The sequence below is a fragment of the Leptotrichia shahii genome, assembly GCF_008327825.1.
Classification (GTDB): domain Bacteria; phylum Fusobacteriota; class Fusobacteriia; order Fusobacteriales; family Leptotrichiaceae; genus Leptotrichia; species Leptotrichia shahii.
Map to the genome: position 1 here is coordinate 563775 of NZ_AP019827.1, position 14575 is coordinate 578349.

Annotated in this window: 16 protein-coding genes; all 16 read left to right on the top strand. The window is 30.4% G+C overall.

Going from position 1 to position 14575, the window contains the following annotated elements:
- Positions 1 to 38: 38 nt before the first annotated feature.
- The 16 genes from F1564_RS10470 to F1564_RS02700 all read left to right on the top strand — a co-directional run bounded on the left by F1564_RS10470 (position 39) and on the right by F1564_RS02700 (position 14560).
- A complete protein-coding gene (locus tag F1564_RS10470; RefSeq protein ID WP_269473412.1) occupies positions 39 to 113 on the top strand; it encodes a type II toxin-antitoxin system HicA family toxin in 75 nt (24 codons plus the stop codon).
- A 37-nt stretch (positions 114 to 150) separates the two neighbouring features.
- Positions 151 to 579, top strand: a complete 429-nt coding sequence (locus F1564_RS02630) for a type II toxin-antitoxin system HicB family antitoxin (RefSeq protein ID WP_018451544.1) — start codon at positions 151 to 153, stop codon at positions 577 to 579.
- 231 nt (positions 580 to 810) lie between these two features.
- Positions 811 to 1488, top strand: a complete 678-nt coding sequence (locus tag F1564_RS02635; protein WP_018451545.1) for a dTMP kinase — start codon at positions 811 to 813, stop codon at positions 1486 to 1488.
- Positions 1489 to 1610: 122 nt separating this feature from the next.
- Positions 1611 to 2726: a recombinase RecA gene (recA, locus tag F1564_RS02640; RefSeq protein ID WP_018451546.1), complete on the top strand. Its 1116-nt coding sequence runs from the start codon at positions 1611 to 1613 to the stop codon at positions 2724 to 2726.
- Between the two features lie 43 nt (positions 2727 to 2769).
- On the top strand, positions 2770 to 3324 hold the full coding sequence (locus F1564_RS02645) for a regulatory protein RecX (RefSeq protein WP_232053389.1): 555 nt from the start codon (positions 2770 to 2772) through the stop codon (positions 3322 to 3324).
- Between the two features lie 49 nt (positions 3325 to 3373).
- Positions 3374 to 4120 (top strand): lysophospholipid acyltransferase family protein, encoded by a 747-nt coding sequence (locus tag F1564_RS02650; RefSeq protein ID WP_018451548.1) that lies wholly within the window; start codon positions 3374 to 3376, stop codon positions 4118 to 4120.
- 39 nt (positions 4121 to 4159) lie between these two features.
- Positions 4160 to 4753 carry an XTP/dITP diphosphatase gene (locus tag F1564_RS02655; protein ID WP_018451549.1) on the top strand — a complete coding sequence of 198 codons (594 nt, stop codon included), beginning with the start codon at positions 4160 to 4162 and terminating at the stop codon, positions 4751 to 4753.
- Positions 4754 to 4808: 55 nt separating this feature from the next.
- Positions 4809 to 5330, top strand: coding sequence for a hypothetical protein (locus F1564_RS02660; protein WP_018451550.1), 522 nt, complete (start codon positions 4809 to 4811; stop codon positions 5328 to 5330).
- A gap of 16 nt (positions 5331 to 5346) precedes the next feature.
- Positions 5347 to 6525, top strand: a complete 1179-nt coding sequence (alr, locus tag F1564_RS02665) for an alanine racemase (protein ID WP_018451551.1) — start codon at positions 5347 to 5349, stop codon at positions 6523 to 6525.
- 526 nt (positions 6526 to 7051) lie between these two features.
- On the top strand, positions 7052 to 8281 hold the full coding sequence (pepT, locus tag F1564_RS02670; RefSeq protein WP_018451552.1) for a peptidase T: 1230 nt from the start codon (positions 7052 to 7054) through the stop codon (positions 8279 to 8281).
- Positions 8282 to 8284: 3 nt separating this feature from the next.
- The gene (locus F1564_RS02675) at positions 8285 to 9031 is read left to right on the top strand and encodes a tetratricopeptide repeat protein (protein WP_018451553.1); all 747 of its coding nucleotides are present in this window, start codon (positions 8285 to 8287) and stop codon (positions 9029 to 9031) included.
- Between the two features lie 192 nt (positions 9032 to 9223).
- Positions 9224 to 10699, top strand: a complete 1476-nt coding sequence (gene guaB, locus F1564_RS02680; protein WP_018451554.1) for an IMP dehydrogenase — start codon at positions 9224 to 9226, stop codon at positions 10697 to 10699.
- Between the two features lie 127 nt (positions 10700 to 10826).
- Entirely contained in the window at positions 10827 to 11414 is a 588-nt protein-coding gene (locus F1564_RS02685; protein WP_018451555.1) for a hypothetical protein, read from the top strand.
- A gap of 408 nt (positions 11415 to 11822) precedes the next feature.
- Positions 11823 to 12608 carry a 30S ribosomal protein S2 gene (rpsB, locus tag F1564_RS02690; RefSeq protein WP_018451556.1) on the top strand — a complete coding sequence of 262 codons (786 nt, stop codon included), beginning with the start codon at positions 11823 to 11825 and terminating at the stop codon, positions 12606 to 12608.
- Between the two features lie 150 nt (positions 12609 to 12758).
- Complete coding sequence (locus F1564_RS02695; protein WP_018451557.1) at positions 12759 to 13655, top strand: tetratricopeptide repeat protein; 897 nt, start codon at positions 12759 to 12761, stop codon at positions 13653 to 13655.
- 17 nt (positions 13656 to 13672) lie between these two features.
- Positions 13673 to 14560, top strand: coding sequence for a tetratricopeptide repeat protein (locus F1564_RS02700; protein ID WP_018451558.1), 888 nt, complete (start codon positions 13673 to 13675; stop codon positions 14558 to 14560).
- Positions 14561 to 14575 lie beyond the last annotated feature (15 nt).

Genomic DNA, 14575 nt, shown 5'->3' on the forward strand with positions numbered 1-14575 from the left:
CATAAGAAATTTTATAACAGAGTACGGGCAAATCAACTATTGTTCCTGATCATAAACAAGAACTTGGTAAAGGTTTGGAGCATAGAATTTTAAAACAAGCTGGACTTAAATAAGTCTAGTTTGTACCTCATAAAAGGAGAGTGAATAAATATGGTAGTATACCCAGCAATATTTCATAAATCAGTAGAAGGAGGATATGTTGTAGTATTTCCAGATTTTGATTACGGGGCAACAGAAGGGAAGTCATTAGAAGAAGCAATGGAAATGGCTGAAGATTATATTGGTACTTGGTTGTATGATGACTTTGTGAATAATAGAAAATTGACAGTTCCGAGTAAATTAAATGATATTTCTATTGAGATTTCTGAAGATGAAAAGGAATTTTATGTGGAAGGTGAAAGTTTTAAGACGTTAGTTGCTTTGGATATGTTGAAATACGTGAGTGAGTGTAAAAATACAGTAGTTAGAAAAAATGTATCTATACCTAGCTGGTTAAACGAAATGGCAAAAAATCAAAATTTGAATTTTTCTCAAATATTGCAAAATGCTTTAAAACAAGAATTAAAAATAGAATATTAATATTTAGTTGCAGTTATTAAATTAGCTGTGATTTCTCGTTACGTTATAAAAATTTTTGGATGCATTGTCTTTTAAATTTATTTATGATAAAATAAAAGTGTAGTAGATATGGTAAATATACTCAAATGAATAAAATTTTAAGAAGTTGAAGGCTCTTGAGTTTGTGAGAGCTTTTTTCTTATTTGTTTTTTTGTATTTGATGGATAAAAAAGTAAAGGGAATAGGTGTAAGATGGGAAAATTAATAATTGTAGAAGGAACGGATGGAAGCGGGAAGCAGACACAGACAGAATTGCTGTGTAAAAAATTGAAGGAAATAAAGGGAGAAGGAAAAGTAAAAAAAATATCTTTTCCAAATTATGAGAGTAGAGCTTCAGAACCTGTAAAAATGTATCTTGCAGGCGAATTTGGTGAAACTGCGGAAAGCGTTAATGCCTATGCGGCTTCGGTACTTTATTCAGTTGACAGGTTTGCTTCGTTTAAGACTGAATGGGAAAAGTTTTATGAAAATGGAGGGATTGTGATTAGTGATAGATATACAATTTCAAATATGATCCATCAAGTTCCAAAAATTTATGATAAGATTGAAAAGGAAAAATATTTAGATTGGCTTACAGATTTAGAGTGGGTAAAAATTGGGATACCAAAGCCAGATGTTGTGTTTTTTTTGGATATTCCTTTTGAAATCAGTCAGAAACTTATAAAGGATCGGGAAAATAAAATAACTGGGAAGAAAGAAAAGGATATTCATGAGAAGGATAAGAATTATTTGAAAAATGCTTATGAAGTGGCGAAAGATCTTTCGGTAAAATATGGATGGAATGTAATTTCTTGTATAAATGAGAATAAATTGAAGGAAATAGAAGATATAAATAATGAAATGCTGAGAATAATATTGAAAAATATTTAGAAATATACGGTTTTTAATTTTATTAAAAAATATTTTTAAAATAAACAAAAACATATAAAAAGTAATTAAATTATGGTATAATAATATTTAGAGTAAAAATGTTAAAATAAGGAGAGGGTGTAATGGCTAGAAAAAAGGCAGAAGAAAAAGATGACAAAGGATTAAGTGAAAGAGAAAAAATGCTTAATTTGGCACTAAAACAAATAGAGAAAGATTATGGTGAAGGTGCTATAATGAAGCTTGGTGAAAATCAGAAAATGAATATTAGAGCTATTTCTACGGGAAGTTTGAATTTGGATATAGCACTTGGGATTGGAGGAGTTCCGAGAGGGAGAATTGTTGAAATTTATGGAGCTGAGTCTTCGGGGAAAACAACTCTTGCACTCCATATTATTGCGGAAGCTCAAAAGGCTGGAGGAACTGTGGCATTTATTGATGCGGAACATGCTCTTGATCCAGTTTATGCAAAGGCTCTTGGAGTAAATATTGATGAACTTTTAATTTCACAGCCTGATACTGGGGAGCAGGCACTTGAGATTTCAGACATGCTTGTCAGAAGTGGTGCAATGGATGTAATTGTTGTGGATTCGGTTGCGGCACTTGTTCCAAAAGCTGAAATTGAAGGGGAAATGGGAGATCAGCAAATGGGACTTCAAGCAAGACTTATGTCAAAAGCACTTAGAAAATTGACAGGAACTATTGCAAAATCTGATACGGTTATGATTTTTATTAATCAAATAAGAGAAAAAATCGGAGGATTTTCATTTACTCCAGGTCCACAAACTACAACCTCAGGAGGACGTGCATTAAAGTTCTTTTCAACAGTTAGAATGGAAGTGAAGAGAGTAGGTTCTGTAAAGCAAGGAGACGACGTTATTGGAAATGAAGTTCTGGTAAAAGTTACAAAAAATAAAGTTGCTCCGCCATTTAAAGAAGCTAGATTTAATGTTATGTATGGACAGGGAATTTCTAGAATTGGAGAAGTGCTGGATGCAGCGATAAATTTAGGAATCGCTTCAAAGGCTGGAGCGTGGTTTAGCTATGGAGAAGAACGATTGGGACAAGGTCGTGTAAATGTGGAAAATATGCTAAAAGAAAATAAAGAACTATACGGAAGATTAGAAAAAGATGTGTTAGAAGCTATTCGTCCAAAACAGGAAGAAGTTAAACAGGAAAATCCAGAAAATGATCAAGCTCAAAATGATGGAAATGGCGAAATAGAAGGTAATGAAAATTAATAAAATTTATCGGAATAAAATGTACCTTGATACAGGAGAAATTATGGATATAAGTCTGCTTATCAGGCAAAGATACGATTTGAAGGAAAATGATAACATCGAGAGGTTTTATGACGAGATTTCTTATGAAGCCTCTCTTGAAAAAGGGATTTTTCTAATTTCATTAAAGGATAGGACAAAAAAGGAATTACAACTAAAATTAGAGGAAAAGTATCAAAATAAAGCAGCTGTTTTACGAGCAACAGAAAAACTGGAAGAGCTTGGATATTTAAATGATTTGAATTATGCAATGTCATATATTGAAAGTAAAACATATGGTAAAAATCGTGTTTCATATAATCTTTTTCAAAAGGGAGTCAGAAAAGATATAGTCGAAAAGGCATATTTGGCTCTAGATGAGGAAAAGGAAGAAAATGTTGAAGATGTAAAATTAGAAAAACTGATTGAAAAAAAAGGTAAAAAAGTCAATATAAATAACGAGCGGGACGAAAAAAAAATAAAAGAAGAGCAAAAACTTATACAGTATCTGGCAAGGCAAGGATTTTCTCTTGATAAAATTTTTAAAAAAGTGAAGGAATATAAGGAAAATTATAAATAATGAATCGTGTTTATAAAAATAAAAAATAATAGCAAAGGAGGAAACTAATATGAGAACTGTATTTTACCATCTTGTGCTTGTAGGTACTTTTATTTATGGAAGTATTTTTCATATCTGGTATCTAATATTTAATAGAGGTGAAAAAAGATACAGATATGTGTGTAGAGTAGCAAAAAATTGGGGAAAAAATTTAATATGGGGGTCTGGAAGTAAAGTAAATGTTATTTATAAAAATGGAAGTGAAGAGGAAGTAAGGAAAATACGAGAGAATAATGAAGCTGTCATATTAATTTCAAATCATCAGAGTAATGTTGATATTCCAGCATTACTTGGATATTTGCCACTTAATTTTTCATTTATTGCGAAGAAGGAAATGAAGAAATGGCCTGCTATTGGGCGATGGATGCGTTCGTTTGACTGTATTTTCTTGGATAGGAAAAATGCTAGGCAAGGGATGAAGGATATGAAGGATGCGATAAGTAAAATAAAAAAAGGGCATTCTTATGTGATTTTCCCTGAAGGAAGCAGAAGTAAGGATGGAACAATTGGAGAATTTAAAAAGGGAAGTTTTAAACTTGCGACTGATACAAATGCCAGAATATTACCGATTACGATAGTGGGAACTTATGAGGTGCAAAGCCGTAAAAGTTTGAAAATAACACCAAACAAAAATATAAAAATTATTGTGGATAGACCAGTTGAGTTGAAAAATATGTCGAGGGAAGAAAAAAAAGACGTACATAATGTTGTAAATAAAATTATAAAGGATAATTATAAAGAGGGAAAAAATATTTAATAAGGTCTAACTGAGGTCAGAAGAAAGGAAAGGAACGCTATGAAAGTGTTTTTAGCAACTAAAAATAAGGGAAAAATAAAGGATTTTGAAAAACTGACGGAAGGGATGGATTTGGAAGTTGTAACGATTTTAGATGGGCTGGATATCCCTGATGTTGTAGAAGATGGAAAGACTTTTGAAGAAAATTCTAGGAAGAAGGCAAAGGAAATAGCCGATTATACTCGAATTGTAACAATTTCTGATGATTCAGGGCTTTGTGTTGATAGTTTGGATGGAGGGCCTGGCGTTTATTCGGCAAGGTTTGCTGGAGAAAATGCGAGCGATAGAGAGAGAAATGAAAAATTGCTTGAAGTAATGAAAGATGTAAAGAAAGAGAATAGACAAGCGCATTTTGTGTCTGTTGTGAGTATTGCTTTTCCAAATGGAAAAATTCATTCGTTTCGTGGCGAAGTAAATGGAGAAATTTTGTTTGAGCTGAGAGGAAGTAATGGATTTGGGTATAATCCGTTATTTTATTCGTATGAGCTAAAAAAATCATTTGGAGAAGCTGATGATGAGGAGCGGAAAAGAGTTAGTCACAGGGCTAAAGCGTTTAGAAAACTAATTGATTCAGAACTTCTTAAAGAAAAATAATATTTTTATTCTTAATTTTGAAATTATTTAGAAAAAAGCTGGAAAGGAGCTTGTTATGGAACTTACTGATGAAAAAATTGAACTGAATGGATTGATTCATAAGGGAGTGGGTAAAATTCTGATACTAATGGCAGTATTATCGGTTGTGTATGGAGCGGTATTTTCGATTATAGAGAAGACTTATCATATGCAGGTTGTTGCGGCATTTTTGCCAGTTGCTGCCATTGTTGTCTGGATTTTGTTTATTTTTTTGCGAATCGACAGGCTAAAACTGGAAAAGGGAGAACTTTTGCTAAATAAGAAAAATTTAGATAAAAAAAATGTCTCGGGATATATGGATAAATATGTAGGAACACCAAGAATACATTTTACAGTAGACGGACAGGAAATTTTATTTGAACCTTATGTAAATCGGTACAGCAGAAGCGATACATCTAACAAAATCACAGCCATAGGATTTTTTCTAAAGGAAAAAGGAATTCCTGAAATAAAATATCAAAAACTCTATCGTAAAATTTTGCTTTTAAGATTAGTTATAATTTTAGGAATTGTTGCTCCAGTAATTTTTACAGTTTAAGGGAAATAAAAATACAATGTTGGTAAATCTGAAAATAAATAAATTAAATTTAGAAAAAAATTTAAAAATAGTCCGTTCCATTAATAAAAGCCTTATTTGCGTAATCAAAGATAATTCCTACGGGCTAGGAATTGAAAATATCCTGCCAATACTTCTCGAAAACAAATGTGATTATTTTGCAGTGGCATATATTGAAGAAGTGGTAAAAATTCAAAAGGTGCTGGAAAATTTAAAATTAAAAAAACAGAATGATAAAATAAAAGTAATGGCTCTTAATTATGTAAAGCCTGAAAATGTGGAATATGCAATAAAGAATAATATTGAATTAACAGTTTTTAACTTTTCCCAGTTGATTGATTATCTAAAAATTTTGAATAAATCTTTTGAAAATGCTACGCTAAAAATCCATATAAAAGTAAATATTGGAATGAATCGGCTCGGATTTGATGAAAATGAGATTTTGGAATTAATTGAAATAATAAAAAAATATGAAATAGATCCTTTAAATAATGAATCAAAAAATAAAGTTCTAAAAAATAAAATAGAGATAATCTCGATATTTTCGCATATTTCTGATGCTGAAAATCAGGTTGAAACAGAAAAGCAAGTTGAAAAATATGAAAGAATCTTAAAAATATTTGACGAAAATAATATAAAATATCAGTATAAACATTTACAGGCAAGCCCGTTACTCTTTAAATATGGACAAAAATACAATTATGATTTTGCACGAGTAGGAATGGCACTTTATGGAATGGAGCCTTTGTCTTATGATGTGGGATTATTAGATGTTATAACGGTAAAGTCGCAAATTATAAACATAAGAAATGTAAAGAAAAATGATAAAATTTCCTATGGAGGCAAAGGCATTGTAAAGCAGGATTCTAAAATAGGAATTGTCGCAATAGGCTACGCCCACGGACTTCAAAAGCAGATTGAAAATTCAAGGGAAGCATACGTTTTAGTAAATGGTCAAAAAGCTAAGATTATTGGAGAAATTTGCATGGATATGATTTTTGTTGATTTGACGGATATAGAAAATGTGGAAGTGAATGATGAAGTTGTGATTGTTGGAAGTCAGAAGAATATTGAAAATGGAATTACCAAGAGAATAACATTAAGGCAAGTAGCGAAATGGGCTGGGACAATACAAGATGATGTTTTAACAAAATTTGGAGGAATAAAAAAACAGTAGATTGATTTGGAATTAAATCTTTTTACTGTTTTTATTTTTTATTTTAAAAAATTTTTTCGAGCTGCTTTTTTTTACAATAGATTTGTTCAATAATTTAAATTTTTTTATTTTTATAAGGGGTCAAGATCCTTTGTTTCAAAACATTTGTTTTATTAAATTTTAAATATATATAGTTTCTGAACAAGTTTAATATTTTTTTATGTAAAAGAATAGGTGTATTGTGTAATCAAGAAATATAAGAAAAAGGATTAATTCATTTAGGCGAAGAAATTACTCCAAAAAAAATTAAAATTGATTTTTTTTAATTAAGAAAAATATAATTATCAAGATGAAATACTCGATATTCATAATGTGTACGCTTCTTTCTGTTATTTACATATTGGAGTGTAACGGTTTGTTATATCATAAAAAAAAGAGAAAACTGCCTAAAATTTTCTATTTTTTGAATGAAGCAAATGTGATATAATGAAAATATAAAAATAAACTTGAAAAAGAAAATTTTAAAAGTAAAAGAGGAGTGAGAAAAATGTATAAGATATTAAAAGATAGATTTTTAAGATATGTGAAATTTGAGACAAGATCGGATGAGAAAAGTGAGACTATTCCGTCGACACCGACGCAAATTGAGTTTGCGAAGATTCTCGTGAGGGAATTGGAAGAGATTGGGATGGAAAATGTGTATGTGAATGATGCTTGTTTTGTAAATGCGACATTACCTGGGAATATTGATAAAGATGTACCTGTGATTGGATTTATTGCACATATGGATACTGCGGATTTTAATGCAGTTAATGTTAATCCACAAATTGTGGAAAACTATGATGGAAAAGATATTGTACTGAATGAGGCGAAGGATATTGTGCTGTCGGTTGAGGAGTTTCCTAATTTGAAGAATTATGTTGGGAAAACAGTGATTACTACTGATGGAACTACACTTTTAGGAGCTGATGATAAGTCCGGAATTGTGGAAATTGTTGAAGCGATGAAATATTTGATTGAGCATCCTGAGATTAAGCATGGGATTGTGAAAGTAGCGTTTGGACCTGATGAGGAAATTGGGCGTGGGGCAGATAATTTTAATGTGGAAGAATTTAGGGCGGATTTTGCGTATACGATGGATGGAGGACCTGTTGGAGAGCTTGAATACGAAAGTTTTAATGCTGCTGGAGCTGTTTTCAAGATAAGAGGTAAGAGCGTACATCCTGGAACTGCAAAAGGAAAATTGATAAATGCAAGTTTGATTGCAGCAGAAGTTGTGAACAGTTTTCCAGCTGATGAAGTGCCTGAAAAGACAGAAGGTTATGAAGGGTTCTATTTCCTTGATAAAATCAGTGCAAATTGTGAAGAAGCTGAATTGTCGTATATTTTGAGAGATCATGACAGAGAAAAATTTGAGATGAAGAAAAAATTTGCGGCAAATGTTGCGAAAAAAATTAATGAAAAATATGGAAAAGAATTGGTGAGTGTCGAAATAAAAGATCAATATTACAACATGGGAGAGATAATTAAAGATCACATGAATGTTGTGGAAATTGCTGAAAAGGCGATGAAAAATTTAGGAATAAAGCCAATAATTCAGCCAATTCGTGGTGGAACTGACGGGTCAAAAATTTCATTTATGGGACTTCCTACACCAAATATTTTTGCAGGTGGAGAAAATTTTCATGGAAAATATGAGTTTGTTGCACTTGAAAGTATGATTTTAGCAACTGATGTAATTGTAGAAATTGTGAGGTTGAATGGAGAAGGGAAATAATGAATGAGAAAAGCGTTAGTGAAAACATATATATATGAATTAATTTTTTTGTGTATTTATTTAACAGTTATGAATAAACTTTTGGAAATTTTTGAAGAAAAATTTATTTTAGGAGTTTTCATAATTTTAATAATAAACATAGTGGTGTTTTTTTATTTGATAATTTATTTAATAATTTCTTTAAGATCCCAATATCATGTGTATAAATTGAATCTTTCAAAAAGTATTGTGATGGAGAAAAAACTATATAAGATGACAAAAATTAATATTAAGAAAGATATTCACAGAATTAATTTGTCAGCTTATTACAGGTTATTAAATGAAGAGGAAGAAGCATTGAGATATTTGAATGAAGTGAGAATAAGTAGGTTTACATTCCCAATAGTGAGATGTTGTTATTATATGAATTTAGCAGAATATAAATATTACCATGGGAAAAAAGAAGAAGCTAGAAAAATATTTGATGAGAATATTAAGAAGGAATCTAACAAAAACTTATTAGAAATTTTTTTAGATTATGAAGATAATCCTGAACAGAAGGTTTTTGAACTTGAAAAAATATTACCAAAACAGAGAAATAGGTTGTATAAAATGCAAGTGGAGAATGCTTTGGCAATAACATACGAAGAAATTGGAGATTTTGAAAAAGCAATGAAATTTTATAAGAAAGTGGCTGAAAAAGAGAGTGAAATTTATTTTGTTAAAATTGCTAAAGAAAAGGTTTTGGAATTATCTTCAAAAGGATATTAAAGTTTTAAATTATTTTCTTGAAGATAGATGATTTAAGAAGAAAATTTTGAAAAAGTGTTGAAATTATAGCGTATTTTGTGTTAAAATATTATAATTAAAAAAGTAACGTAAAAATATGGTTTAGTTAGGGAAATTTTGGAAAAAAGCAAAAAATAAGCAAAATTTAAAAACAAAACAAGGAGGATGTTTAAAATGAGTCAAAAAGATAAAGTTGTAATTTCCGAAGGATTGACTTTTGATGATGTGTTGCTGATTCCGCAAGCATCGAATGTTGTGCCGCATGAAGTTTCGTTAAAAACTAATTTAACTAAAAATTTGGTGTTGAATATTCCGATTTTGAGTGCTGCGATGGATACGGTCACAGAATCGAAACTTGCAATTGCACTTGCGAGAGAAGGTGGGATTGGTTTTATTCATAAAAATATGACAATTGAAAGACAGGCTGAAGAGGTATCGAGAGTAAAAAGATATGAAAGCGGGATGATTACAAATCCTATTACATTAAAGGAAGATGCAATTTTAAAAGATGCTAATGATTTGATGAGAAATTATAAAGTTTCTGGATTGCCTGTAGTTGATAATGAAGGTAATTTAAAGGGAATTATTACGAATCGTGACTTAAAATACAGAGAGGACTTGTCATTAAAAGTTGTGGATATTATGACAAAGGATAATTTGGTAACTGCACCTGTTGGAACGACTTTGGAAGGGGCAAAATCTATTCTTTTGGAAAATAGAATTGAAAAATTGCCTATTGTAGAAGGTACTAAATTAAAAGGTCTGATTACAATTAAGGATATTGACAATGTTATTAATTACCCTAATGCCGCAAAAGATAAGGAAGGAAGACTTAGAGTTGGAGCAGGAGTTGGAATTGGGACTGATACTTTAAGAAGAGTAACTGCATTAGTTGAAGCTGGAGTTGATATTATTGCAATTGATTCGGCTCATGGACATTCGATTGGAGTTATTAATAAAATAAAGGAAATTAGAGGGGCCTTTCCTGATTTAGATATTATTGGTGGAAATATTGTAACTCCAGAAGCTGCGCTTGACTTAATTGAAGCTGGGGTAAATGCAGTTAAAGTTGGAGTTGGGCCTGGGTCTATTTGTACAACTAGAGTTGTATCAGGAGTTGGAGTGCCACAAATAACAGCTGTTATGAATATTGCAGAAGTTTGTAAGGATAAGGGAATTGGAGTTATTGCAGATGGTGGTATTAAATTGTCTGGAGATGTTGTAAAGGCGATTGCAGCTGGAGCCGATTGCGTAATGCTTGGAGGGATGCTTGCAGGAACTGATGAAGCACCTGGAGAAGAAATTCTTTATAACGGTAGAAAGTTTAAGACTTATGCTGGAATGGGATCGCTTGCGGCAATGAAGAGAGGAAGCAGCGACAGATATTTTCAGCTTGAGGCAGCAACTGAAAAATTAGTTCCAGAAGGAATTGAATCAATGGTTCCGCATAAAGGTGCATTAAAAGATACAGTTTACCAAATTTGCGGTGGGCTTCGTTCTGGAATGGGATACTGCGGAACACCTACAATTAAAGAATTAAAAGAAAATGGAAAATTTGTAAAAATAACAGGAGCTGGACTTAAGGAAAGCCATCCTCACGATGTTATAATTACAAAAGAAGCACCTAACTATAACAATTCAAATAATTAATAATTTTTAACAAAATATAGCAGGAAGCTTCTTTGAGAGTAATGAAAATATTATAAATAAGGGGTTAAAACCTCCTTGTCAAAAAATAATGGAAGATATGTTTATAAAGTAAAGGAAAAATAAGAAGATGAAAAAAGTAAAAAAATTAGCACTTTTATTTATATTGGTGTTGGGAATAAGTGCCTTATCTTATTCTTATGAAGATTATTATCAAAAGGTTTATACTGTAAAAATTTCTAAGAATGATTTGTTTAAAGTCGTAAATGCTACTAAAGATCAGCAGAAAAAATTGTCAAAAATATTTGATGAATATCAGAAAAAGGCTGAAGGAGTAGAAAAGAATCTAGTGCAGTTTGAAGTGAAAAAAGATAAAATTGGAAAAATTGAAGAAGATAGATATAGAGCAATTGCGAGAGTTTTGTCTAATGAGCAGCTGGAAGCCTATAATTCTTATATAAATTTGCAAAAGGAAATGTTTAATGAAAAAAATGATAAAGTTAAAAATTTTGTTGACAGTCTTGATTTGACAAATGTTCAAAAATCACGCATTTTAAAATATGAAAGGGATTTTAAGCGGGAAGTTGGTAAATTGAAAGATCAAAGGTTGACAGAAGATGGATTTGTAGCTAAATATAATGAATTAAGACAACAAAGAAATGAAAAAATGAAAACTGTTTTGCTGGATGAGCAAGTGAAATTGATAGAAAATTTTTAAAGTATTGACAAAAGTGATAAAAAAATGGTAGAATACGATGATTATTAATATAAATCACACTTTGTATTATTTATGGATAGGGTGTTGTAATATTTATTCTGGATCATTGAACTATAAAATTTATTATCTTAGGTTGATTGTAAAAGCAATAAAGATTGAATAGCAGTAGTATTTATGCTTACAGGGGATTAGGATTTCCTGTCGGAGAGTGTAGAAAAATAAGAAATTAATCATAAAAGTACTGCATTTTTCAAATTTTTAGACTTTTATAAATGATTATCTAGTAAAGAACTAAGGTTTCTTGTCAAGATAAAAAAATTAGTTTTGAGATGAATAGATTAAAGAATTACAATCTGTCTTTTGAAGAAAAGTGGGAGAAAAACCAAAAAAATTAGGAGGAAAAACGTAATGGCAGTTATTACAATGAAACAATTATTAGAAGTGGGAGCACATTTTGGACATCAGGCAAAAAGATGGAATCCTAAAATGAAACCATATATCTTTACAGAAAGAAACGGAATCCACATTTTGGACTTGCACCAAACTTTGGGAGCAACTGAAGCAGCTTATGAATTTGTTAGACAAATTTCTGAAGAAGGTGGAAAAGTATTATTTGTTGGAACAAAAAAACAAGCTCAAGAAGCTATTAAAGAAGAAGCAGAAAGAGCTGGAGGATTTTATGTAAATCACAGATGGTTAGGTGGATTATTAACTAACTTGGAAACTATCAAAAAAAGAGTAAAAAGATTAAAAGAATTAGAAGAAATGGATGCTGATGGGACTTTAGATACAGCTTACACTAAAAAAGAAGCTGGATTATTAAGAAAAGAAATGGCAAAACTTTCTAAAAATATCGGTGGAATCAAAGAAATGAATACTTTACCAGCTGCATTATTTGTAGTTGATATCAAAAAAGAATTCTTAGCATTAGAAGAAGCTAAAAAATTAGGAATTCCTGTAATCGCATTAATTGATACAAATGTAGATCCTGATTTAGTAACTTACAAAATTCCTGCAAATGATGATGCTATAAGATCGGTAAAATTATTTGCACAAGTTATTGCAAATGCTGCAATTGAAGGAAATGGTGGAATTGAAAATATTTCTGAAGGGGCAGAAGTGGAAGTTCCTGCAAACGAAGAAATCGTTGAAGAAGTAGTAGAAGAAGTTATAGAAGAAACTACAGAAGCATAATCTAAAATATAATTAAGAAAATCAAATAAAAATAATAGGGGAATAAATCCATTCCCCTGTTGTTGCAAAAATAGTAATTTTAAATTACTCAAAAAATAAACTCGTGTTTCTATTGGTTAAAATAAAAATAAAAAGGAATGGTGAGAAATTATGAAAAAGGTTTTAGCGGGATTATTTTTAATAGCGAGTTTAAGTGTCTTAGCTATAAATAAAGGAAAGTCTCCAATGGAGCATGATATAGATTATGTATGGTATCATTATGAATTGAATTCCAAGTATGAAAAGTTATTTTCAAAGGAAAAAAAGGAATTTAAGGATAAATGGGAGCAAAATAGAAATAATAAAAAAAATTTAATTACACTATTGAAAAAATATACTGAAAAATATCCGAATGATGCCTATGCTTACGAGGCTTTGGGTACGGCATATATGTTGGATAATTTTAAGGAAGCAGAAGCAAATTTTTTAAAGGCTATAAAGCTGGGGGATGATGACACAGCGAAGTATTCTTTAGCTCTTTTGTATGCTGATAAAGGCGAAAAGGATAACGATAAGGAAAAAACAAAACTTGCTGAAAAATATCTTAAAGAATTAGAAAATGAAGGAATTAATTCAGACTATAACCTTGAAAATCTTAGAGATACTAAAAATGGCGCATTAATAGGAAATGCTCAGGCACTGTTTGGATTGGCGGCTTATTATGATAATTATGGAAATTATAAAATGTCAGAAAAATATGCTACAGAATTTTTAGAATTTGATAAGGAAAATTTAGATAATTTAATGTTTTTAAGCAACGCATACATTGCTCAAAAAAAATATACAGAATCAGAAAAACTATTTTTACCACTTGCTCAAAAAGGAATGATGCAGGCACAATATCTTTTAGCACTTGGATATTATCACGCTGGAAATCTTAAGGAAGCAGAAAAATGGGCGAAAAAGACGCTGGAAAAATCTGGAACAAAACAGCTAGATGATATTGAAGTAGCAAAAGAGTTGCTGAATCGAATAAATTCAAAATTAAAAGTTCAAAACAAAAAATAAAAGGAATGGTAAAAGTTATGAAAAAAATTTTAATTGTATTATTTTTGATAGCAAGTTTAAGTGTTCTAGGTGCAAATAGCCAAAGCAGCGTAAATATGGGTGATTACTATATAGTGGATGTTAATCTTATGACTGAGTATTCAAAAGAAAAAACAGAGTTTAAGAATAAATATATTGCTTTATCTGAGAAAAATGATAAAAAGAACTTAATTGAATTATTAAAAAAATATATTGAAAAATATCCAGATGATTCTTATGCTTATGAAGAAATAGGTACTGATTATTTGTCACTGGATAATTTAAAAGAGGCAGAAAAATATTATTTAAAAGCAATTGAATTGGGAAATAATGATACAGGACTATATTCATTAGCTTTAATATACGGTGATGAAGATAGTTTAAAATTATTGAATTTGACTCCTGATGAAAAAAAAGCTAAAATTAAAATATCAGAAAAATATAAAAAACAACTTTCAGATGATGGCTTTACGCATGGGAAGCTTAGAGAGCTTAGAGAGCATAAACAAATAGCAATGTTTGGTAATGCATATTCAATATATAAATTAGCAGTTCATTATCATGGAGTAAAAAATTATAAATTATCAGAAAAATATGCAAGGCAATTTTTAGAATTCGATAAAGAAAATTCAGATATTATAAATATATTAGCCGAAGACCTGTTTGGACAACACAAATATACGGAAGCAGAAAAACTGTTATTGCCGTTTGCTCAAAAAGGTAAACAAAATGAGCAATATCTTTTAGCAATTAGCTATTATTATCAAAATAAGCTTGATGAAGCAGAAAAATGGGCGAAAAAGGTACTAGAGACAGCTAAAAAAGATAATGATGCTGATAATATTAAAATAGTAAACCATTTATTGGATGAAATAAAAAATAAATAAAAATAGTAGGAGGAA

What these genes read in the sequence shown, in the direction of transcription:
- F1564_RS02630 (WP_018451544.1), top strand. Translation starts at nt 151, where the DNA reads ATGGTAGTATACCCAGCAATATTTCATAAATCAGTAGAAGGAGGATAT.
- F1564_RS02635 (WP_018451545.1), top strand. Translation starts at nt 811, where the DNA reads ATGGGAAAATTAATAATTGTAGAAGGAACGGATGGAAGCGGGAAGCAG.
- recA (WP_018451546.1), top strand. Translation starts at nt 1,611, where the DNA reads ATGGCTAGAAAAAAGGCAGAAGAAAAAGATGACAAAGGATTAAGTGAA.
- F1564_RS02645 (WP_232053389.1), top strand. Translation starts at nt 2,770, where the DNA reads ATGGATATAAGTCTGCTTATCAGGCAAAGATACGATTTGAAGGAAAAT.
- F1564_RS02650 (WP_018451548.1), top strand. Translation starts at nt 3,374, where the DNA reads ATGAGAACTGTATTTTACCATCTTGTGCTTGTAGGTACTTTTATTTAT.
- F1564_RS02655 (WP_018451549.1), top strand. Translation starts at nt 4,160, where the DNA reads ATGAAAGTGTTTTTAGCAACTAAAAATAAGGGAAAAATAAAGGATTTT.
- F1564_RS02660 (WP_018451550.1), top strand. Translation starts at nt 4,809, where the DNA reads ATGGAACTTACTGATGAAAAAATTGAACTGAATGGATTGATTCATAAG.
- alr (WP_018451551.1), top strand. Translation starts at nt 5,347, where the DNA reads ATGTTGGTAAATCTGAAAATAAATAAATTAAATTTAGAAAAAAATTTA.
- pepT (WP_018451552.1), top strand. Translation starts at nt 7,052, where the DNA reads ATGTATAAGATATTAAAAGATAGATTTTTAAGATATGTGAAATTTGAG.
- F1564_RS02675 (WP_018451553.1), top strand. Translation starts at nt 8,285, where the DNA reads ATGAGAAAAGCGTTAGTGAAAACATATATATATGAATTAATTTTTTTG.
- guaB (WP_018451554.1), top strand. Translation starts at nt 9,224, where the DNA reads ATGAGTCAAAAAGATAAAGTTGTAATTTCCGAAGGATTGACTTTTGAT.
- F1564_RS02685 (WP_018451555.1), top strand. Translation starts at nt 10,827, where the DNA reads ATGAAAAAAGTAAAAAAATTAGCACTTTTATTTATATTGGTGTTGGGA.
- rpsB (WP_018451556.1), top strand. Translation starts at nt 11,823, where the DNA reads ATGGCAGTTATTACAATGAAACAATTATTAGAAGTGGGAGCACATTTT.
- F1564_RS02695 (WP_018451557.1), top strand. Translation starts at nt 12,759, where the DNA reads ATGAAAAAGGTTTTAGCGGGATTATTTTTAATAGCGAGTTTAAGTGTC.
- F1564_RS02700 (WP_018451558.1), top strand. Translation starts at nt 13,673, where the DNA reads ATGAAAAAAATTTTAATTGTATTATTTTTGATAGCAAGTTTAAGTGTT.